The following is a 24,103-nucleotide window of genomic DNA, read 5'->3' as shown; positions in this document are numbered from 1 at the left end:
CCGCTTCAGTATACGGCCATGCACTCATGCTGAGAAGACTGTCAGCAGCTACAATCAGCCCCTTTCCATTCTTCGCATCAGCCAATTGCATCCATCTTACATCGGTGCGGTTACCGTTCTCCTGTGGATAAACGTATGGCTCCATAAATTGCCCGATAGGCTGTGAATATATAGCTGCATCGAAACCGTAGCGCTTGTCCAGGTAGTTTTCTACAGGACCTCTTCCATACCAGGATATCTGCTCGTAATTTCTCCGGATACCCATCTGCATGCCCACTTTCGGAATGTTAGGTAGACCAGCAGTCGGATTAAGAGAATAATCCACTTTTAATACGCCACTTCCGTTTAAGGTATAAACCACTTTTGCAGTCGCCTTTCCTTCAATCAGCGAGTAGTTGCTGCTCACTTGAACTACTCCGGCACCGGTTTTCTGTGCCTTAACATCTGTTAGTGTCAATTTTGATTCGTACCATTCTTTCAGCTTTTTATTCGGCTTCCATCCCCTTCTGTCATTATCTGTCTGAGGTCTGGTAAAGTGAGGCAATAGCGGACTGAAGACCTGCTCTTCTCCCTCATTGACGTAAGATATTAATGCTCCATTCTCTTTGCTGATCGTCAATTTGAATGATGGTCCGCTTAAGTTGATTGCATTTGTCGTTTCATCCAACTTAACTTCAGGATATTTAACAGCGGCGGTGTTCTTGGTGGCAACACCTGTGAGAGCGAACTGATTTGACGCAATCTCATGTCCCTTTGGTGCCCAAAGTTCGTTTTGAGGGAGCGTAAAGTGAATATCTGCGAGGTATTCAGAGCCGCTCTTCAGTTTAGGTAAATAGCGGCTGATGTTTATCAACGTGTCTTTGCCTGCAGCAAGATTCATGCGGGGGAGAACCCTGGTGATCACTGGCTTTCCGTCTTCGCGGATGATCAGCGTCACCTCATAGCCTGCTAATGATTTAGCGGCATGTCTGTTTTCGATATGCAGAATATTTCCCGATCTCATTGTGGTTTCAACAGGCTGATACACGCGTTTACACTCGTACATAGCGGCTTTAGGCCGCCCGTCGGAAGATACCATACCATCGATACTGAAGTTTGAATCATGTCTTTTCTCTCCAAAATCTCCTCCGTAGGCAAAGAACTCCCTGCCCGTAGAGTCTTTCTTGATCAAGCCGTGATCTCTGAACTCCCAGATGCATCCACCAATAAGGCGTGGATTAGAACGGAAAACATCCCAGAATTCTTTCATGTTGCCGTTAGAATTACCCATGGCATGAGAATACTCAACAAATATGATGGGTCTGTTATCGTTATTCTTCTGATCAAGCAGCAATTTAGGTGTAAATACGCCCGGGTAGAAACGGCTGATCATATCGACGTAAGGCTGATCCGTCATATTGCCTATACGGTGTGAGTGGTCGTTCGACTTGAGATAGCGTGGATCTGAGGGATCCATATACCCTTCTGCACGGTGATTTCCCTGCGCCGGCTCATAGTGAATCGGACGGGTAATGTCAAAGTCGCGCAACCATTCAGCCATTGCAGCATGGTTAGGGCCTCTGCCTGCTTCATTCCCCAGGCTCCAGATAATAATGCTCGGGTGATTTTTATCCCGCATAGCCATTCTGGTAACGCGTTCCATAAAGGCATGCGTCCAGGTGGGGTCATTACTCAGCTTACCGCCAAGCCCATGCGTTTCATGATTGGCTTCATCCATCACCAGGATACCATATTCGTCGCAAAGGTCATAGAAGTACGGATCGTTGGGGTAATGACTGGTACGGATACAGTTGAAGTTAAACTGCTTAATCATCTCCACATCCTTACGGATATCTTCTCTCGATAGTGCTTTTCCTTTGGATGGATGTTGATCATGGCGATTTACACCGTACAGATAAGTTACCTTCCCATTGATCAGCAGTTTTCCATTTTCTTTAGAAAACTCGATAGAACGAAAACCTACTTTGCAGCTTTTAGCTTCCTGCACATTGCCCAGCGAATCTGTAAGCGTAAGTACCAGGGTATACAGGTTCGGTGTCTCATCACTCCATTTGTCGGGGTTCTTGATAGTCGTCTCTAAAAGTCCAAACTTCACATTATCCAGTCGTGGATAGATCTCATTTACGATAGATTCTGCAGAGCGCTCAAGGGCTTTCTCCAAAACCGGCTTGCCATGCTTATCATATAGTTGCGCCTTCAGGTTATATCCCGGAATGGCTTTGCCGCTAAAGTTATCAATGCGGGGACGGATGCTGAATACAGCATCTTTGTAATCCTTGTCGAGCTTTGCCTGCCAATGAAAATCTGCAATACGCACCTTTGGTTCAGCCATAAGCATCACCTCACGGTGAATCCCGCTCATTCGCCAATGGTCCTGATCTTCCAGATAGGTACCATCGCTCCAGCGAATAACCTGAACGGAAACAATATTCTCTCCAGCTTGCAGGTAAGGTGTAATATTAAACTCAGAAGGCAGGCAGCTATCCTCACCATAACCCAGGAATTTACCATTTAGCCATACTTTGAACCCTGAACTTACTCCGCCAAAGTGGAGGGTAATGTTCATGTTCTTCCAGTCCGCCGGTAAATTAAATACCTTCTGAAAGGAACCTACCGCATTATAATCCTTCGGCACGCGGGGCGGATCGACGGTCTGGAACGGATAAACCGCACTCTTATAGATCGGAATATCATAACCCTTCATCTCCCAGCTAGATGGTACTTCGAGCTTTTTCCATCCGCTTACCCGGGACTTGTAGAAATCCTTCGGAGCATCATCAGGTTTAAATGCAAATGAAAAATCCCAGTCTCCGTTCAGCATCAGTATTCTTCCGCTTTTATCTCTGTCGCCTATCAGAGCTTCCTTCTCAGACTTGAATGAATATCCTGTTGCCCGTGCCGGTTCTCTATTAATGCTGGTTACTGTCTGATCTTCCCAGGGCTCAAGGTTAAAGATTCCAGGCACCGGAGGAACTACTGCCGGCAAACCATCTACAGTCTGGGCAGACACTGCACCGGCACACATGTATACCAGTGTCAGAAAATATGAACGAAGACTAATCTTAATCATGTTAAAGTTTATACGCAATTTTATAATCCTGGCCTTTTTCGAGAGCTATCTCATAAAGTCCATTTCCTTTTGACACTATAGCCGCATTTTTACACACGGGCTTAGTACGGCTTTTTATTTTCAGGATCCCTTTACCTACCGGAGAGTTCACTCTGATTTCACTCGTGCTACAATATATTTTGATGTCGCCAGCAGGAGTCGGTACTGCGCCTTCCATCCACTTCAATCCTCCCAGTACGGGCTGAATTGAATAGGTTTCATAACCGGCGCTTAAGGGCTGCACGCCGAGATAATACCTGCCCATCAGATAAATGGGACTTGCACCCCATGCATGGCATAAGCTTTTGCCAAATTCTCTTCCGTACATGGCATAATGCTCTGCACCTTTTTTTGAAGGGTTATATTCTTCCCAGAACGATGTAGCGCCCAAGTCGAGCATCCCACCCCAGTAATCTTTGATCTCCTTCAACACGTATGCCTGCTCTCCCATCGCACAAAGTGCTTCTAATTCGTAGAAACGCATATATGGTGTTACGATCTTCTGAACTTTGTCATTCAGCAATACACTTTGTTTAACCTGTTCTTTTTGCTTTTTACTGAAATAATCGAAGAAGATTCCGAACATGTTGGCGTAGCGTGTTACGTTATCAGATTGTACACCGTTTACGCGACTGTGTACCAATGCCTTCTTGTCATCATTCCAGTATGCAGCAAAGATTTTAGATTTCAGGTCTGTTGCCATCTTTCTGTAATTGGTAGCATCTGAAGTATGATCAGCCAGATCAGCACACTGAGCCATGGTCTCCAAACTTCTGCACAACAGCAACTGTTCAAAGCTCACCTCTCCTTGTTTGCTTAATTTCTCTGCCCAATCAATGAACACCCAGTCGCCTGCAAGACCTTCCATCATGCCGTTTGCATTTCTGCGGGACAAACAGTAGTCTATCAGGGTTTTCATCCTCGGATATAACTGGGTGACAAATTCTTTATCCCCGGTGTATTTATAGTAATCATGCACACTCAGGAACCAGTAGAAGGTATAATCCATGATCGTGTTGATATGGCTGCTCACCGGCTCCTTTCCTCTTAATGCCAGGATGGTTCTGGTAACAGAGGGTGAGTCAAATGCCAGGTAGTAGTTCATCAGATAACTTTGGTAAGCATCTCCCGACCAGATCCACCTGTCGCGTTTAATCCCGTCGATAAAGAACTCACGGGTGGTCAGTTCCATGGTATATTTAGATATATCCCAGATCTTATTTAGCTGTGCGTCGGAAGATCTGAATTTACCTCTGTCCGCCACCGGCAGATACTCATATAACATAGATGCGGAGTCGAGTTGAACACCACCTTCAAGCTGGATATTAATAAACCGGAAAGCCTTGGACAGGTTAATCAACGAATCCTGCACTGCAGAGCCGCCGATCTCGAGATTGTCCATGGTCTCGCAGGTCTCTGTAGCCAGTGCCTCTTCTTTCGATTCGCCATAATAGATGTTCACCTTACCTTTACCTCTTAGCCCGTGAAGTTTCACAAAGCCAAAGGTCTCTTTCCCAAAATCAACCAGCAGGCTGTTATTGGTGCGTTTGGTAGATACTGCATATTGTGGACGCGTAGCTAACTTGAAGGTTGAAGGCGGAAGATCCGGGCGATTGAAGTTCCATGATCCTGCTTTCAGCCAGGTAGTACCCGACTGATCAGATGCCTTTCCCGTTTCGTCTATCCATTCCTTGTCTTCAAACGTTACCAACCAGCTGGAGTCAGAAACAATCGTTTTTCCCTTCACATAGATGGAAGGCACCTGCGCCTGGTTATGAACTTTGAGGTTTAACTTGTGTTTACCCGCGGGGATGGTGATTTTCTTGGGATAGCCGCTGATCATCTTTCCGTCAAGCTTGACATTGTACTGCCCCTCCGCCCTGATTTCAACTTCTTCCGCTTCCTTCAAATCAAATACCTTGTGGAAATCAATAAGCACGTAGTGGCTGTCCTGCCTCCAGAAAGGGGGGAAAAACGTTCCTCTTTCGGTTCGGCGATTCTGCATATCATTGCTTAGCCATACCTCAAAATCACCAGGGTACCAGATCCAGGTAGCCTTGCTTTGCGCAAAGCTCCCACTTCCGGTCGATAGTAAGAATAAGCAGCAAGCAAAAAAAGCTTTGCTGATGTTTCCGTATTTCTTCATAACCTTTTCAAAAATTAAGCTATTGTATAATGGTTGTTAGTGCTGAGCCATTTTGTGTCGGCAGCTGCCCGAAGGAGAAAGACATAAAATCAGAAGTATAGCTTTTGTGGAACGAACCATAAGTGGACCTTACTTTTTAGGTGGCTGAACAAAATTTAACTTGCTGGTACCTTTATCGATTGATGTGGCAACAGCGATACCTCGCTGATCTTTCTTATTTACAGCGCAATAAAAGTGATATACTACTCCCTTGTGCTTCACTACGAAAGACTTGTGAGCAAACAATTCATCGTAAGGGGTGGAAGGCTCGATCAGGTTCTCCCCTTTCCAATCTGTCCAATTCACCAGATCATAGGAGCACGCAAATCGATTAAATGCGCCCTTTGTACCTTGCCAGAATGCACCGAAATAGAACATGACCCACATATCACCCATCTTCTGCACCACGGCGTCTCCGGTAATTCCTTTATTGAACTTCCCTAATACCGGATCTTTCTGAAACCTTCTCCAGTTTACCATATCATCTGAAAGTGCCATTCCGATACGCTCACTGCCACGATGAGGCTTCAGGCTATCTCCGCGGGCATTGTAATACATCACAAAGGGTGCTCCTGTAGTTTTCGATTTATCGTACACAATTGAGTTTTTATACATCGTGCTGTTTTCCCACCACCTTACATCTTTATCGTGGGGTGTCAGAACAGGCTTATCCAGCCTATCCCATTCATGCACTTTTGTAGGATCCTTTTTGGTAAAGGCCATGCCTATAGACAGCACTCCTGCTTCATATCCCTTGGAGTTCCCTCCGAAATAAGACATCCAATGCTTTCCCTTATAAGACTTCCACTTATAGTTACCTCCCCATTTCGGGTCCTGTAAGGCTACATAGCCGGCTTTCTGGTTAACGTCCCAGTCTGTCGTATCTGAAAAAGACATGATCCTGCCTTTAACCTTCCAGTCCAGCAAATTCTTACTTTCTGCCAACCAGGTCTCGTAACCCCGACCGCCGTAGATCAGATAAGTCATATACCACTTATTTCCCTTGCGGAACACGCTCGGACAATCCATTTTCTCCGAATTATCCGGAGGTACCATTACGAGCCCGTATTTATAGGGTGTTTTGATTTCGTTGTAAACTGCCTGCATCCGTTCTTCCGAAACAGTCTTTTTTCCGGTTTGAGCGTTTGCAACGCCAGTCAGACCGAATGAACAAAGAGAAACAAGCAATAGGTTTCTAAAATTCATGGATATCATCTAAATTATTGAACACTAAATACATACAAGCCAGATCCAACTGAGATAGCTGCTCTGCCCTTTACAAACTTGATATTACCGAACTCCCTGCTCTCCTCTATATTGTTCCCACTTTCCCGGATGACACTACCGGGATCAGCAGGTAAATAAACTGTAGCAGAAGTATTGGATGGAATGCGAACACGAAGCTCAAACGAACCGCCTTTTTTCACCCAGCTACTTTCGATCTTTCCATAGGGAGAATTGAGCTCTCCTTTTGCACTCGTCAGATCTCCAACAGGCTCCGGATGAATCACTACCTTCTTGTACGCAACGCTGCCTTCATCAGCTCTGATTCCAGCAAGACCACTATAGAACCACTCCATCAGGTGACCAAGCATGAAATGATTGTTAGAGACGTTTTCTAAAGCTTGCCAGGATTCCGTAAGCGCGGTGGCGCCTTTCGCAAGCTGATAGCCATAACCCGGCACGTCTGAACGGCTGTTCATATCGTATATAACGTCTGAACGCCCGGCTTCTTCCAGCACGCGAAGAAGGTACCTGTAGCCAATGTCGCCGGCGGTGAGACTGTTGTTTCTATTCCTGATGTCCTTGATCAAATTGGCAAGCACAGCATCTCTATCCTTCGGATCTACCAGATCCATGTATAGGGCCATAGCGTTTGATGTCTGACTGCCGGTAGCATACTGATTAGTCGCTTTATTGAAGAACTTATCATTGAAAGCCTTCTTTACCTTCACTGCAAGGGCATCATACTCAGCTGCATCTTCGGGCTTCCCAATCTTGCGGGCTATTTTACTCATGATGCCAAGATCATAATAGAAAGTCGCCGTACCTGTTACGCCCATAGGTGTAAGTTGAGATACTCCGGGACGGTTAGGACCCAGATCAAACCAGTCTCCTAGTCCCTGATACAGAATATCTTCTTTGGCCTGGCTCTTAAGATAAGCGATGTAACGCTTCATCACATCATAGTTTTCCTCCAGGATGCGTTCATCTCCATACCAGTGGTATGCATACCAGGGTGCGATGATACTGGAACTTCCCCATTCCGGCGAATCTCTGAACATCGTTCCTCCCCAGGAGAATGTAACATACTCTGGCGCTATCTCGGGAACTAATCCTTCGCTCGTCTGCGAGTACCGGATGTCTCCCATTGTCTTCTTATAGAGATTAAGAACATCATAATTGTACATCAGGGATCCGCCCATCAGATGTACCTGCTCAAGCCAGCCGAGCTTCTCGCGATGCGGGCAATCCGTGAGCACACTCATCATGTTGCTTTTCATCGCCCATTCAATCAAGACATCGGTTTTATTAAAAAGATCAGAAGAAGAGGAGAAAGTCCCCACATCTGCAGCCGCATTACGGATGTGCAGGCTCTGTAAAGTCTGGAGAGTTGGCTTAGCTTCCTGGTTAGGTTTTCCTGCCGGCACAGCACCGCTCACCTCCAGATAACGAAAGCCATAATAAGTGAAGCGAGGATGCCAGGTCTCTACGCCATCGCCTTTTAAGATATATTCATAATAGTGCGGACTACCTGTCGCCTTCTGATTGACTGTGCCGTCTGCCTTTAGCAACTCTGCCGGAGTGATCCTTACGGTATCACCTTTCTTCCCTTTTACCTGGATATAGGGAATTGCGGAGGCATTCTGACCCATATCATAAACCCATATTCCTGCAGCCGGACTCGCCACTTTAACAGGTGAAAACCGTTCTGCTATCTTGACCGGCTCAGCCAGTTGTGGGTCAAGTTTCGGAGGACCATCAACGGTGACTACCGGTCTCCAGGATTTCGCTTTGAAGCCCGGAGAATCCCAGCCCTTCTGCTCCAAATTAGCGTTGTAATCTTCTCCGCCATAAATACTGGAAAATATAACGGGACTTTGCGCTGTCTTCCATGATGTATCGCTGATCACATTATCCGTGCTTCCATCTGCGTATTCTATAGCAATCCGGCAGATCATTTTCGGATAACCAAACGCGGTCTTCAACTTTCTGAATCGCTTCCTAACGGGAGGCACATAGTAGAAGCCGTTTCCCAGCATAACACCCACGGCGTTATCACCTTTTTTCAGCAGCTCAGTAGCATCAAAAGTCACATAGAGTGCCTGCTTATCGTACTTGGTCCATCCTGGATCCAGGAAATTCTCCCCTACTTTTTTACCATTCAAACTCAGCTCAAAATGTCCGAGACCTGAAATGAAAACAGTCGCTTTTCTTACCTGCTTCTTGATCCGGAAATCTTTTCTTAGTAAAGGAAGTGTATTGTTATCATTGGTTTTATCCTTCTTGGCATCAGAAACCAGAGGATTAGCGAGCGAATCGGGGATTCTATCGTAAGCGATCCACTTGGCATTCATCCAGTCGCCCGCTTTCAGCAACCCCATCTGCCACATACCGCTTTTACTCCATGAAGAGGTTCGCTTCTTGTTGTCGCTTACTTTAACTTTCCAGTAATAGGTCTTTGCTGATTGCAGGGGCTGCCCTTTATAAGCAACCTGGATAGAGGCATCCGATTGAACGAGTTTGCTGTCCCACACATTGCCGATGTTCTTGTCAAGAAGTGATAGATTGTCTGATACTAATATGTGATAAGCAGTCTGAGAAACATTCCGGTCAGCAGCAAGCAGCTCCCAGCTAAAGCGGGGCGCCTTCAAGTCCAGCCCCAAAGGGTTGGTCTTGTATTCCGTGCGAAGATTCGTCACCTCCAGATCCTTTCCAATAACCTGTGCTGAAAAAAACAACAGGCAAATAACAACTGCTAGTTTGTGCATATTTTATCTAAGTATCCTGGTTAGAACAACAAAAATACTCCAAGCACGCAGGTTATTGTTATAAGAAGTTGGCTATATATTGTATGATGTTATCTTCAACAATTATATTACAAATTAATTCTGGAACACGGATTTAACATAGGCTGTGTTTGCAGAGAAGTTCCACTTGACGTTTCGTGGATCTTTCGCGTCCCGCGAACGCTCAATAACCAGCCAGCCTCTCCAGCCCATATCGTCAAGTGTTGCTTTCACCCGCTTCATATCGATACGGGGGTTATTCTGCAGCCATACACCATCGTCATCTGTACAGTGTATCTGACAGATATTTTTTCTACCCAAAATGCGGAGCTCTTCGTACAGATCCCGGTTATTCTTCAATGCATTTGAAAAGTTGAAATAACTTTTGACGTTTTTTGATCCGATGTCTTTTAACAGACGGACTTCTTCCTGCGCATCGAGAGCGGTTTCAATTCCAATCACAACCCCTGCCTTCTTCGCCATCTTGCCGGCTACCTTCAATCGCTCCACTATGGCTGGACGCAGTTCCGGGTTTTTAACCAGATCGCCCTGTACGCCAAGGGGAAGGAATGCCACCTTTACGTTCATGGCTTTCGCCGTATCCAGGCAATCCTGGATCATTCGTTTATAAGTGGGACGGGTGGCGAGCGACTGCGCATAGAAGCCCGTCATGGCCAGCGAACAAATCTCAACGTTCATGGCCCTGGCTTGCTTAATAAACTCAGCCCGCGTATTTGGATCTGCCAGCTTATTATCAAAGGTATCCCGCTGTCCCAGTCCGCCCATGTCTATCTCCAGGCCATCAGCGCCGATGTCCCTGGTTAAAGCGATTGCACTTAACTTCTGCCTCTTCAATATCATCAGGTCAACAACTGCCACTTTGTAGCGGGAGAGATCTGCTGTAAACAATGACGCCAACTCTTCTGCCTTTGTCAATCGGGGCAGTATCAGAGTGCCTGCAAGTGCCAGACCCGCCTGGCTAAGAAACTTTCGTCTGTGTATTTTTCCTGTCTGATCTTCCATTTTCTAAACTAAAGCAGGGTGAATCTATCTATTTTTTGCGGTCTCCGCTTTGAACACCTTCTCCAGGTTCTCAAAGCCTTTCACTGCATGCGCCGGCAACTTCTCGCCATTATCTCCAAAGACATACAGCGCTTTTTCCGGTTCAATGGTTATTCCACTCTCCTGACCGTTTACGTATTGAATCTGACTTTCGTCAAGCTTGAAATGCTTTGCCAAAAATGCATAAAGGGCTTTCCTCTTAGAGATTCCATAGTCATGTCCTTCTTCAGGTAAATGGACGTTCTCCACATTACCTGATTTGCCGTAATACCCATAGATCTTCTGCAGATATGGAAAATCATGCTCAGGCATCTTGTCTGTCCAGTCTTTACCGTCAGACACGACAAGTTGGGGTCGCGGTGCTGCCATGGCGGCAAGCTCCAAATTGTTCGTCCCTCCTCCGCACTGATGGATGGGCATTCCACTTTCGCATGGACAGCCTCCAAAGAAGTAAGATGAAAGGGAAACAACCGGCGCAGCCAGCGTAATCCTGTCGTCCATTGCCGTCATCAGCGTAGTATGACTACCACCTCCTGATCCTCCACTGATCCCAACACGCTTTCTATCCACCTGGTCCAGACTCAACAAGTAATCCAATATGCGGATCCCGCCTAAAGCCTGGATAGTTACAGCCAGACTTCTCCGGTGATCTTCACTATTGAACTGAAGCAAGGATTCGCCCCAGGCAAAAAGATCATAGCTGAACGCCATAGCACCCATTCTGGCTATCGAAGCACAACGAAGTTGTGCTTCCTTCCGGAAACGGTGTCCTCCCCAGTGGCCGTCGGGGCTCAATACCACCGGAATCTTTCCCCTGATCTTTGCAGGTTTGTACAATGAACCGTTGATATATACACCTGGCAGGATTTCAATAGCAATATTTTCTACAGTGTAGCCATTCATCACGCGCTTAGGTGTGATAATAGGTTTCGACACTGGCCTTGCAGGCATATTCGCCAGACCCAGAGCCGCGTAGAGCTCCTGTTTAAGCACGACTTTTCGCCTTGCCCATGTAGCCACATCATGATAAGAAGCAGCAATCTTATCATGATGCTCCCAGCCGTCTTCAACTGACCAACGATGATATTCAAAGTTCTTCAGCTTATACTTACCGGGGCCTTCTTTGTTGACCTTGAGGTCTAAAGGCGCCAGTACATTGTTCAGGGTAACATCTGCATCATCTCGAAAACGCCAGTCCGCATAAGTCACCCACTTGTCTTTTACAAGCGCCTGATCTGCTTTAATCGTCACGTTGAAACGCTTCTGAATATCATCAAGTACCACCTGAAGAGGCTTGCGGTACTGGTCATCCGAGTTCTGCGCTCTGGCTATAAAGCTCAAGCCGAACAAGAGAAAAAACAAGCTATATTGTCTGCTACCTAACATATTCTTCTACAAATCTTCATGTGCCTCAGCACCTACAGGCGCAACATACCCCTTAAGAGCAGGCCATTTTCCTTTTTTGATCTTCTTTGTCTTCAGCTTAGCAGGATCAACTACTACATGCTTCATCTTCTGTCTTCTCCAGGTATAGGCGAAATGAAGCATTCCGTCTGATGTCTGAATAACAGCAGGATAAGAGTATTGACTGATTGGCGAATCTTCCAGAATCAAAGCTGCCTTCCATTTCTTGCCATCTTTTGAAACAGCAACATTTAACGGTGTCCTGGCACCCTTTGCCAATTTCCCCGGAGGCAAAACATGATTATAAACAAGTACATGCAAACCATCTTTGGTTGTTACAGCATCTGTACCGGAATTATTATTTGGCAGGCTGGTCTTTGCTAAAGGCGTCCATGTTTCACCGTTGTCGTTTGACCATGATTCCACAATAGCCCTGTTGCGTGTACGAGCAAGAATCTGCAGTTTGCCCTTTCCATGATCAAGGATACTTGGCTGGATTGCGTCTACAGTATCTTTTCCCTGATCCAGAGGACCTATCTTACGCCAGGTTTTACCGAAATCAGGAGTTACCTCAAAATGTATTCTCCACCCTTTACCTTCTGTACTGGTCGGGCAAAACAGGTTACCGTTGCTCAACAAGACAGGCTTGTTCTTCACGGGACCGAGATATCCTTCTGGCAATTTCTGCGCTTCTGACCAGGTAGCTCCACCATCTTTAGACGTTTTTAACATACCCCACCACTCTGAAGGCTTTGGACCTATTTTGTAAAACAACAGGAGGTCTCCTCCTTCTACCTGGTACAAAACAGGATTCCATGTAGGAAGACGCTTACCGTCAGGCTGAATGCCGTTTGCTGCAGAGACTGGCGCAAGCCACTTGCCATTTACCTGTCTGGATACGTAGATCTCCACATCAGGATGACGTTCTTTGGTACCCCCAAAAAACGCATAAACCAATCCCGTTGGGGTTTCTGCAATCGTGGCTGAGTGACAGGAAGGAAATGGTGCTGAATCATAGATAAACTCATCCTGAACAATCCCATTTCTCCATTTCTGGCTTTGCGCATTAGCCGATAGTGATATCGTTGCGCAAAGTAAAAACACCCATGTGCCTATTCCTTTTATCTTCATCTTATATATTGCTTGTAAATTTGTACTGTCCCGATCCTACTTCAAAGATGGCTCTTCCATCTTCTATCCGGATAAACTTCACACCCTTTGCTCCTGATGCTGCCTTTCCGCTTTCTTTCACGTCTTTAGCAGACTTTGCCGGAACGTGAATCAAGGCAGTTGTATTCACAGGAACTTCAATATCCCAGGTAAAAGACCTGGCCTGTTTGCTCCAGCTACTCGAAATCCTTCCATAAGCAGAGTGATAAGACCCATCCACGGATGTTAGTCCTGCAGGGAAAGCAGGATTCATGACGATCTGCTTGAAGGCTGTTTGTTCAGCCGACTTGATACCTGCCAGGTTCTCATAATACCATACGATCAGGTCACCCAATAGCATCACGTGGTTCTGTGAGTTCATCTTCGGACTAGCCGTATTACCATTCCACAATTCCCAGATCGTTGTCGCACCATTCTCTACCATATAGCCCCAGCTTGGATAGCTGCGATTGGACGCAATCCTGTAAGCGATGTCTGACCTTCCGTTGTCGGTCAACCCTCTCATCAGCATCTGCGTACCAATGACTCCTGTACTGATATGCCCATTGTTTTCTACCAGGATCTTCTCTTCGATGTTCCGGAATACCCGGGACTTCAGCTCAGCAGGAACCATATCGTAGTATAATGGCAGCAGGTTGGCTGTTACCGTGTTATTGCCATAGCGATAAGTCGATTTATCGAGGAACTTCTCATTGAAAGCAGATTTGATCTTCCCCGCAAGAGCGGTATATAGTTCGATATCTTCCCGCTGATTAACCAGGGTCGCAAACTGCTTCATCTTCATCAAAAGATCGTAGAAAGTCGCCGTTGCGATCAGAACGCCGTCTGTCTGCCTTGCCGGATCTTGCGAATGGATAAGCTCTTTAGACTCCGGCGGAACGCACCAGTCGCCGTACTTATCTTTGGTGATCAGGTCGTTTTCCATATACCTGCCGGTCATATAGACGATCCACTTTTTCATAGATCCATAATGACGTTCAACAGAACGAACATCTCCATACTGATGCAAAAGCATGTTAGCAACCGTGATATAGGTTCCCGGCCACGTGACATTGTCGCCATAATATCTCCAGAAAGCTGGGGCTACATCAGGGATGCTGCCATCCGCCTTCTGAGCCTGCTGAATATCGTCAAGCCACTTGGCATAAAGACGACCATTGTTGAAAATAAAGCTCTCGCCATAGGCTCCCGTCGTGCGGTCTCCTAACCAGGGCTGTCTCTCGTTACGCTGCGGACAATCTACCGGCATACCCTTATAATTGCTCAGGATACCCCAATATGCATTTCTATATATCTGGTTGATCGTACGATCAGAAGTCTGGAAGCTACCAACCGTCTTCATCTCATCATACACCACCTCCCCTTCAAAGTCTTCTGCTTTCGGAGTTCCCGGATATCCTTTGATCTCCACATATCGGAATCCGTGATAAACAAATGAAGGCTGCCAGGTTTCCACACCATCCCCTTTCAGGATATAGAGATCGTTAACCTTGGCGTCTCTCATGTTTTCAACAAACAGCTCACCATCTTTCTGAAGTGTCTCTGCAAAGCGCAACGAAACAGCTGTTCCACGCTTGCCCTTCACTTTCAATTTGACCCAGCCCGCCATGTTCTGCCCCATGTCCATGATGTACACGCCTGGCTTTAATAACTTGATGCTAACCGGCTTAACTGTCGCCATGATACGCATATTCGGCGTCATCTGCGCTTCGTACATACCTCCCGGCTCCTGAACGTATTCTGCCTTGAGCCACTTGGTATCGTCAAAACCTGGAGTATTCCATCCCGGCATCTCCTTAGTCGCATCATATTCTTCTCCATCATACTCATTGTTAGAGCGGATAGGACCATCTGCCGTAACCTTCCAGCTATCATCAGTGGAAATCGTTTCAGAGGTTCCGTCAGTATAAGTCACCTCCAGATTAAGCAACATCTTCGGGTATCCGAAGGTCTTGATCTTGTAAGGCTTATAGCTCTGTCTCATCGTATAAAAACGACCGTTACCTAATACCGTTCCCACTGTGTTTACTCCGCTTTTCAGGTAGTCAGTAACATCAAATACATTATACTTTACACCCTGGGTATAGTCGGTTGGAACCGGAGCCAGTACCTGGTTTCCGATCTTTGCTCCATTGATATAGAGCTTGTACATGCCCATGCCCATGATGTATACAGATGCCGACTTAACGGTTTTCCTGGCATTGAACTCCTTACGGAAATACCGCGCGGAAAGACGTGACCACTGGCCTTCGTCATCCCACTTAAAAGAACGATCCAGACCTATCCAGCGTCCTTTCCACTCCACGGGACTCAATAACCCCATAGACCATTTCGCGATGCTACTGGAAGCATTACTGCCATCGTTCATCCAAACGATCACCTTCCAAAAGGCTTTATCTTTGCTCTTAAGCTTCCGCCCGGAATAAATGACATGCTGTGATTCATCAGAATTCTTCTTTCCTGAATCCCAAAGGTCTGCCTTACCAGCTTCAAGCTTTTCAGGCGTACTGGCAACTAAAACCTGATAAGCACTCTGGCGCAGCCCTCTTCCTGCAGAGCTCATTTCCCAGCTCAGGCGCGGCTGCTGAACATCGATCCCCTGAGGGTCAGTCAGCATTTCTGTGCGCAGGTTCTGCAGCTGAAAGCCTGCTGCCTGACTGCTCAGACAAACCAGCATCATGATGAAGCTAAGTCCTGCCCGTGAAATAAGACTTTGATATGCTCTTAAATTCATTCTATTTTCCTGAAAAGTTAAAGTACAAAGTTATCTCTTTTGCTCTGCTCGGGTCCTTCTCATAATCGTAAAAGATATTCTTCATACCCATAGGTCCTGTCGTTTCAGTCTTCTGGGTCTTCGTTCCAATCCCTGAAATACCCTGCATAAAGGATATATCACCTGAAGGGAATACCGGAGCAACATTATTATACGGATCATCAGAAACCTTCGGTGTGAACAAGCGGACATACAGGTCTTCATTCTCGGTTACAACAGCGAAAGACTGGTCTTTACCCTGGAAGTTTAACCAGTACATATTAGCGTGGTAGCCCTTAAATTCCGGATACTGGAATGGGGGCTCTCCCGTAGCAGAGTTATTGTATTCCTTCTCCCATACACCAATCTGATTCCCCTTCATCCTGTTCTTCCATACGCGGTATGGTCCCGAACCCATATATTCAACACCCTTGGTATTGCTCTCCGGGTAAGAGAAGTTCAGTCCCACTACAGATGTAAAATACTGTCCCGGGAAGTAGTTCACTTTCATCTTCAGCCAGCCTGAAGGGTAAATGGTCCACTGTAAAGTATTATAGCTGCTTTTCCTGTCAAATTTCGATTCAATAACAACATTCTTCCCTTCCATCTTGTAGCTAAACCCACTGAAATTATTCACGCCTTCCTGTAAGATCGGTCCATTATTAAACGGAATAATACCCTTCGCATTTTTTACTTCACGTAAAATTCCTGTTCGCTTACTGAAAGATACAGTAAGATCTCCCACGGAAACACGGTATAATGAATCGATTTCAGATACCTTCACCTGACTAGCGGCTTCCTTTTTAACCATGCGTGCAGCAACATGAGCTGGACGGACGATCGGATAACTCCAGGTAAAGATTTCTTTTTTGTCTAATCCGGTAGCGGTGATATAGAGCACATCATAGGATTTCCAGTCTGCCGGAAGATTAACTTTTAATGAACCTTTCTCAAGGGGTTTCAGATCAGGACTCTGAATTTGTCCCTTAATTGAATCAGCTGCAGCACCGTTCATCTGCTTCATCTTAGCCAGCTTCCATGAGAAACCAATCTGATTCAAGTTAGCGAACGAATAGCGGTTCTCTACCTGGAAAACTCCATTAAAGCCTTCCGCAATTTCTCTTCTCTCAATGTAAACCGGACTCCATATCTCCTTGATGGCATAGAAGCTTCCCTCCTTTTCATGGTAAGGCCCAACGATGCCGTCGGCAGCATGGTTACCATCTGTATCGATAATATTATTCTTGTCAGTCCTTACAACTCCCTGGTCAGCGTAATCCCAAAGAAAGCCACCTGCAGAAAGCGGACTGTGCCACATTTCTTTCCAGTAGTCTTCTAATCCTGCGCCGTGTCCACCGTCATACATACCGTGCAGAAACTCTGTCGGCATAACGATTTCACGTCCATGCATGTAATTACCTATTCCATAATCATATTCCCGGTAATGCTGAGTTTCAAAACCATCAAATAGCTGCCACGGATGAATAACCGGCCTCTTCTGAAGATCCATCTGTCGGAAAATGGTATCCAGCTCCAGATTATGACCGCCTTCATTTCCATTCGCCCAGAATACGATCGACGGGTGGTTCTCATCGTTGATGATCATCTCTTTAAGCAACTTGGTACCCGTTGGCGTATCATATGTTCCATGCCATCCCGCCAGTTCGTCCATCACATAGAGACCTAAAGAATCACAAACATCCAGAAAATGTCCATCCGGTGGATAGTGCGACATTCTCACGGCATTCATATTCATCTCCTTCATCAGCAGGACGTCGGTAACGCTCAGCTTCTTGCTCGTTGTACGACCCGAAGTCGGCCAAAAGGAATGGCGGTTTACGCCTTTAAACTTGATTTTCGCGCCGTTGATATACATACCGTCGCGAGGCTTCACTTCCACAGTCCTGAAGCCGAATTTCTTGCTGATGGTGTGTACAGCTTTATTGTTCTGGTAAAGCGTGAACTCTGCTTTGTAGAGATTAGGAAACTCAGCAGACCATAGCTTAGGCGACTGATACGAACCGTTTAACAAAACCGAACCGGTCTTCTTATTTAAAGCACTTCTCACTTCACCGCCGAACTGCTTTCCGTTGGTATCGAAAAGTTTAACACCTACTTCTGTAGCTGATCCCATAGCTATAACATTTGCACGGAACTTGCCATCTGCTTTTGCATCAATCGACACGCGTTCCATATGACTTTTAGGCAAAGCTTCCAGAAAAACCGGACGAAATATACCTCCAAACAACCAGAAGTCAGCCTCCCTCTCAGCAGCGTTGACCGACTTGTTAGCCGAATGTTCCGATACCTTTACTTCCAATAAGTTCTCTGATCCAAACTTGACCAGTTTTGATATGTCGTATCTGAATACATAAAAAGATCCCTGATGAACCGGTCCTGCCAATTTCCCATTGATCTTCACCTCGGTATCTGTCATAGATCCCTCAAATACAATGTTGATTTTCTTATTCTTCCAATCATCAGATAAGCGGAAAGTACGTTTATACAATCCCTGCTCTTTTCCGCGAAGGCTATCTTTAGAAAAGCCATAATCATAGGAGCCAAAGCCCTGAAGTTCCCAGTTAGATGGCACCGGAATAGTGGACCATTTCCCGGCCTTCATGCCGCCGGTAACAAAAAAGTCCCAGTTAACGGTATGATCATTGCCGGTACCGGAGAGCATTTGTTTTTTTGTCTCCTGAGCATTTGCAGCCAGAGAAAAAAGGAAAAGAGCGAAAATGAAACGTATGTGAAGTACTTTCATGTTAATTAGTGGTGTATAAGAATTCATTATTTTTCAGTCCGGCAGGCCGGTCTGTTCTAAACGGAGCAGCAGGTAAGCCCTCTCTGTTGAACAGGTTGGGTTGATCCGCCTCGCTCCATGCGAAGCGTACGCTCAGCGGTTTTTTCACCGATGGCGCAGAAACGATAACCTTGCCACGGCGTATGGAAGCCTGCCCAGGTACGAACCTGCCGCTTTTGTCCGCTATGCTGAAGCATCTGAGTGGCTGTCCGTCTTTGCTATAAAGCCCCGCTCCTTTGAAGTCGAACGTAAGTTCAGCTGCAGCCCCTTTGATGCGTAGTTTTTTAAACACAGGACCATGTCCCGTAATATTTGCCTTGTAAGTACGACTCAAGGCCAAAAGCGCGAGTCTCCTGCCTATCTCCCATTTGAACGGAGGATGTATGTCGTTAATGTCGCTCGCCAGATCGGTAGTCACGATCATCCCTGTGTGCGACACTTGCAGAACCTGTTCCTGAGCTTCTCTGAACTCGGGCAGAGATAAGCTGTCCAGTTTCACTTTACCGTCACTTCTTGAATAATAGAAGGGAGCCAGCTGTACGTAGTAGAACGGAAGTTCACTCTTTCCCCAGGCACTCCTCCAGCTGTTGATCAGCAGCGTCATTTTTTCTGTGTAAGATGCTCTCTCATTCAGAAAGCAGTTACTTTCGCCCTGGTACCATAGAAAACCTTTAATGGCAAATGGTTGAAGGGGCTCGATCATCGGCGTATAAAACTTGCCGGGATCACCCTCACCATTCTTCAAAAGGGCCGCAGGTATCCAGGGTTCAATCCTGCTTCCCGGCACGGCCGAAGAGATCATGCCTACAGGAACACCCAGCTTCCCGCTGAGCTCCTTCGCAAAGAAGTAGGCAGCAGCCGAGAACGACCTTAAAGCAGAATCCCTTGCAGCACTCCAGCCCTGATGCGCAGGATCTGGCTTGATAAGTTCTTTCCGGTTGACCAGAAAGATCCGTATACTATCGTTATTGGCATAGTCGAGTTCATCCACCGGATTGCGCCCGCTGTATGGCTTGGCTACCTTGCTGTTCTTGCGCATGGTATATTCCATGTTCGACTGTCCGGAACATAGCCAGACGTCGCCCACCAGAATATTCTTCAGCACAATATTGTTTGATGCGGAGATCAGGAGTTCTTCAGCTTTGCCCGACGCCTTCATGGGGTCTAGCACAACCTTCCACTTTCCGCTTGCATCAGCCTGCGTAGTCTTCAACTGAGCGCCAAACTTCACCTGAACCTTTTCGCCGGCAGAGGCTGTACCCCAGATGGGCACAGGTTCTTCGCGCTGAAGCACCATGTTGTGCCCCAGTATCCGGGGGAGTACCACTTCCGCACGTAGCGACGTCAGAGCAGTTAAACAGATGGCCAGGGCGAAGAACCGTTTGATCATAGCGCAGAAGTTTTCAGATGTCCGATCGTGTATTTTGCCTCACGCACCGGTGTTCCCGGCTGAGACAGATCGTAGATCTGGTCTGCAGGAGTATCGATATCAGGGAAACGGCGAACGTCACCAGTACGGTAAACAACACGTTCTATTGATGCAACCGGCGAAAACGCAATACCGTTCCAGCTCTTATCTCCGTTTACGTTGACGGTACACATGCGCGTCTCGGTGTTTAAGGTCACTTTAAGGGTATATTTTTTACCCGCTTCATATTTGATGATCCCCTTATAACGTGATCCTGCCTTGAAGTTTAGGTTCCCTACCGAATCTAAAGTCAGGCGTACAAAAGGGGTTCCCTTGCTGTCCTGGAACTCGATGTCCAGCGAACCGAAATCATTCTGCGCCGGAGTAACATCAAACTCGGCAACAAGCTTCTTAGTCGCAGGGATAACCCGCTCCGCTTTGGCATAATCGTAGCGGTCTTTGTCTTTTAAGGTCAGATATTTTATTCCATCTGCTGCTTTGTCGACAGAGACGGGTGCCCAGAGCGGACTATAAATATTCCACATCTTCAACTCTTGCTTTGCAGGCAGTGTGTTGAATTGATCGTCTGCGTGTTGGCTAACTTTATCCATAATTGGAACAGGTACCTTTGCAACCCAGATATCCTCCTTATTCATGCTGTACGACAGCCACATATTGTTGTCCGGTGGGATACCATCCCCCTCGGAGATACCACGGATATATTGAGGACCGTATGACTTGTAGTTCCCTCCGTAACGCATCGGCGATATCTCGCCGTTAACGAGTAGAAGGTTCTTGTAGTTCAAACCATCGTCACTTACCGAAAGCGCCAGTGGCCAGCGATATTCCGATGGGTTATAAACCGTTGCATATTTACCGTCAGAAGTTCTTTGTCCCCATATCTTGGCATTACTGTTCACAAACCCAGGTGCCCTTACCGCATTTTCCGGCCAGGTTTTTCCACCATCTTTGCTGATCGCAGTTAAAGCATGTTTCCATAGTCCTACTACCCTTCCATCCGGCAGATGATAGGAGCTCAGCCCTTTATACTGCTTTTTCAAAGGAATCAATTCATCATCCCGGTCTGCCTCTTCAACCCACTGCTGTGTTACCAGGGGATTCGCTAACAACTCCTTGCAAGCTTCAACAAAGCCTTTATCCTTACTCTTTGAAAACAGCGGGTAAGCAGATTTTTTCTGATCCCAGCTTTTATTGTAGCGGATAAAATAGATCGGTCCGTATGAGCCGTCCTTGCGGATCTCTCTCACCACCCGGCCTATACCCTTTCCATCATTCGGATCGTCTTTCGCATCCATGGCAATCCCGTAATAGGCAAGCGCCAGAAGACGTTGCTTTTTGGAAACGAAGAAACCCATCCGCTGATGCATGATCGCGTACAGATCCTTTGCCACTCCCTTAACACCGGCTTTCTGATAGCCGTCAGGAACTTTGTATGGAGGGAAGATCACATCCGGCTTCGTCCAGTTATAACCATCTTTTGAGGTCATCAACAGCGTCTGGCTCGGTGGAATATGCTCTCCTACCGGATCGCTCAGGTAGTGCAGAAAAAAAGTATTGTTCCAGTAAGCCATGTTGGTCGCATGGTTATAGGTCCAGCCGTAACTGTTCTCCTGCGCGGGCTGCTCTCTGTTAGCCCGCATAATCTGGATATTATGTACACCCACGGCCGGACTAAGCTGACCGTGGTGGTAATCTACATTAGACAGGGTTGTACCTGTATAGTGAACAACATCCTGAGCCTGTATAGTATTCACGATGCCAGTACCTGCTATGAACATAAATGCGGCCAGGCTGGCTCTGTATTTCTTTATAATCATATTCTTTTATGCAATGTCAGTTCTTCTCCTGCCCTGAATCTTTCAGTATCTTGTTAATCACACGCTGTGGAACTGGAACGATCGTGCCATGTTTATGGCCTTCCGGGATAGATAGCTTGCTGGTGGCGTCTTCGAATTTCACAAAGTCCTTCGTGCTAAGTGCCCGATAAGTCTTTTCTCCGTAAGCGTCATAATACATCAGCCAACGGTCCTTCACTCTGACCACACAAGGGCCTTCTGTAAGTACGCCTGTTACCGCGCTTGTCACGCCGGTATAAGGCCCCGTTGCCTTATCAGAGTAGGCGATCTTCATATTCCGGTTCGGACGGGTATTATCCTTCAGCACCAACGCATACTTCCCTTTTTCCATCTTCACAATAACTGCATCAATAACGCTGAACCCTGGATCAAGGAAAAGCTTTGTATCGCTAAATGTCTGAAAATCCTTCGTAGTGACGTAGTACATCCTGTGATTGTTACTTTCCTCCTCTACTCCTTTCGGAAAGCGATGAGGTATCGTGGATGCCCAGATAATAACGAATTGCTTCTCCTCATCATCATAGAAGATCTCCGGAGCCCACACATTTACTGTTGAAGGCTCATGCTTCATTACCTCGATAGAGCGCTGTGGCGACCAGTTGATGAGGTCTTTGGAACTCGCATACCCGAATCCCTTCGTTCCCTTCCAGCCCGTTGTCCATACCAGATGATAGGTCCCGTCAGGCCCCTGGACCATTGAAGGGTCCCGCAGGATCTTTTGGTCCCCGATCTCCGGCTTCATGAAAACACGGCCGAAGTCGTTCCATTTATACCCGTCCTGGCTGTACAACATTCTCAAACCCGCAGTTGCGGGTTCGTTGAACGATGTGAAGACATATGCCTGCCGGGAACATGATGTCGCCAGAAGCGCGACCGATGCAAGTGCTATGAACAAACGTTTCATCATTTCTAAGCTTTATCCAGAATAAGAACCCAGTCATTACCTGCTTTCACTTCAGCAGGAGGGTCAAATTCATGAGTACCTGTATTCGGGAACTCACCGATTTCCATTGTCTTACCATCTCTTGGATTGAACCAGCTGGCCTTAACCTTATCGCCACTGATTTTTCCCATATTTACTTTGAAGTTGCGACCTGTATACGTGTACACAAAGGCGTAGTCAGCACCGCGTGTTGCCACCAGGTAATCGTACTTCTCACCGTTATCCGCAATCAGAGACTGATCTGGAACACGCTCAAGGAAAGGACGCGACAGCATCAGCGTCTTGATATGGACCATCTGTCCCGCTCCCGGCTCATTCAAAGCGTCATCCCAGTACTGGTGAGAACCGTAAGCACTTCCTGTATCTTTCGCATTGTGCATTTGCATCACCGAGTTCTGTCCGTATGTATATCCGAACGCACCTGCAAAAACAGACCAGTACCCATAACGGCGCACGTCACTGTCTGTCCAGCGTGGCTGCAAAGTATCGTGTAATCCCTGGGGAATACCTTCGTATGATGGCTCCCCGTCGATAGTCGGTTTCGCAGGGCTAAGCGAGTAGTCATACTGCACATGTTTCCAGTTATCCTCTCCGTAATGGTGTTTTTCCTTTGCGGTGGTATCCTGATCGTAACGACGGTGTCCTGACTGGAACATATTGAAGTCCAACCATTCTTCATTGTGGAACCACTCTGTAGATGAAGTACGTCCTCTCGGGTGGAAAGTGATCAGGTGATTTGGATCTTGTGCCCTAAGCCCCTTTCCTATAGTTTGCCAAACAGCGATGGAGTCACTGCCTTTTATGTCGCCACCATTCAACCAGATGATGTTCGAACGGTTTTTATAACGGTCGGTAATAAACTTAGTATAAGATTCAGCCTGCTCTACAGAGACATAACCATTCTTTACATTATTGCCCCAAACCGGCACCATTGCCATATACAAGCCCTTTTCTGCTGCTTTGTCTACTATGTAGTCTACATGGTCCCAGAAATCATACTGCAGCGAATCGCCTGCAGCATTACCCTCGGTGATCAGAGGCTTCGAAAGATCTTTATTCACCAAAGCCGAATCCCCGTAGAAATTTTCTGCTGCGACCGAATGCAGCATCATCACCTGGATCACATTAAAACCTTTGTCTTTTCTATTTTGAAGATATTTGTCGGCTTCCTCGCGGCTAAGCTTTCCGAACAGCAGCCAGCCTGTATCCCCTAACCAGAAAAAAGGATCTCCATTTTCTTTAACTATATATCTTCCGTTCTCAGAAACCTTTAAAGGTCCTGTTGTTTGCAAAGCTTCCTTCCCGGTATTACATGCTACTAAGACGGATAATGTTAAAAGCGATAAATAAAAAATACGACGCATTATGAACAATTTAAGT

13 protein-coding genes are annotated in these 24,103 nt (G+C 46.6%); all 13 read right to left on the bottom strand.

Going from position 1 to position 24,103, the window contains the following annotated elements; all coding sequences use genetic code 11:
• A partial coding sequence (locus tag ACO1NU_RS13830; RefSeq protein ID WP_448819080.1) for a glycoside hydrolase family 2 TIM barrel-domain containing protein occupies positions 1-3,070 on the bottom strand: 3,070 nt, incomplete at its 3' end.
• A gap of 1 nt (position 3,071) precedes the next feature.
• Positions 3,072-5,255, bottom strand: coding sequence for an alpha-L-rhamnosidase-related protein (locus tag ACO1NU_RS13825; protein ID WP_448819079.1), 2,184 nt, complete (start codon positions 5,253-5,255; stop codon positions 3,072-3,074).
• A 129-nt stretch (positions 5,256-5,384) separates the two neighbouring features.
• A complete protein-coding gene (locus tag ACO1NU_RS13820; protein WP_448819078.1) occupies positions 5,385-6,500 on the bottom strand; it encodes a glycosylase in 1,116 nt (371 codons plus the stop codon).
• 14 nt (positions 6,501-6,514) lie between these two features.
• A complete protein-coding gene (locus ACO1NU_RS13815) occupies positions 6,515-9,286 on the bottom strand; it encodes a glycoside hydrolase family 78 protein (RefSeq protein WP_448819077.1) in 2,772 nt (923 codons plus the stop codon).
• A gap of 114 nt (positions 9,287-9,400) precedes the next feature.
• The gene (locus ACO1NU_RS13810) at positions 9,401-10,327 is read right to left on the bottom strand and encodes a sugar phosphate isomerase/epimerase family protein (RefSeq protein WP_448819076.1); all 927 of its coding nucleotides are present in this window, start codon (positions 10,325-10,327) and stop codon (positions 9,401-9,403) included.
• Between the two features lie 24 nt (positions 10,328-10,351).
• Complete coding sequence (locus tag ACO1NU_RS13805) at positions 10,352-11,752, bottom strand: alpha/beta hydrolase family protein (protein WP_448819075.1); 1,401 nt, start codon at positions 11,750-11,752, stop codon at positions 10,352-10,354.
• Between the two features lie 6 nt (positions 11,753-11,758).
• On the bottom strand, positions 11,759-12,901 hold the full coding sequence (locus ACO1NU_RS13800; RefSeq protein ID WP_448819074.1) for a sialidase family protein: 1,143 nt from the start codon (positions 12,899-12,901) through the stop codon (positions 11,759-11,761).
• Position 12,902: 1 nt separating this feature from the next.
• Positions 12,903-15,674, bottom strand: coding sequence for a family 78 glycoside hydrolase catalytic domain (locus ACO1NU_RS13795; RefSeq protein ID WP_448819073.1), 2,772 nt, complete (start codon positions 15,672-15,674; stop codon positions 12,903-12,905).
• A 1-nt stretch (position 15,675) separates the two neighbouring features.
• Positions 15,676-18,456 (bottom strand): glycoside hydrolase family 2 TIM barrel-domain containing protein, encoded by a 2,781-nt coding sequence (locus ACO1NU_RS13790; RefSeq protein ID WP_448819072.1) that lies wholly within the window; start codon positions 18,454-18,456, stop codon positions 15,676-15,678.
• Between the two features lies 1 nt (position 18,457).
• Positions 18,458-19,885: a sialate O-acetylesterase gene (locus ACO1NU_RS13785; protein ID WP_448819071.1), complete on the bottom strand. Its 1,428-nt coding sequence runs from the start codon at positions 19,883-19,885 to the stop codon at positions 18,458-18,460.
• The gene (locus ACO1NU_RS13780) at positions 19,882-21,741 is read right to left on the bottom strand and encodes an exo-alpha-sialidase (protein ID WP_448819070.1); all 1,860 of its coding nucleotides are present in this window, start codon (positions 21,739-21,741) and stop codon (positions 19,882-19,884) included. The genes ACO1NU_RS13785 and ACO1NU_RS13780 overlap by 4 nt, the downstream gene beginning before the upstream one ends.
• 16 nt (positions 21,742-21,757) lie before the next feature.
• A complete protein-coding gene (locus ACO1NU_RS13775) occupies positions 21,758-22,687 on the bottom strand; it encodes a glycoside hydrolase family 43 protein (protein WP_448819069.1) in 930 nt (309 codons plus the stop codon).
• Between the two features lie 2 nt (positions 22,688-22,689).
• Complete coding sequence (locus ACO1NU_RS13770; protein ID WP_448819068.1) at positions 22,690-24,087, bottom strand: glycoside hydrolase family 140 protein; 1,398 nt, start codon at positions 24,085-24,087, stop codon at positions 22,690-22,692.
• Positions 24,088-24,103 lie beyond the last annotated feature (16 nt).

Source organism: Arcticibacter sp. (assembly GCF_053551015.1).
The sequence above is the reverse complement of the archived record's forward strand: the minus strand, read 5'-3'. Positions and strand labels throughout refer to the sequence as shown.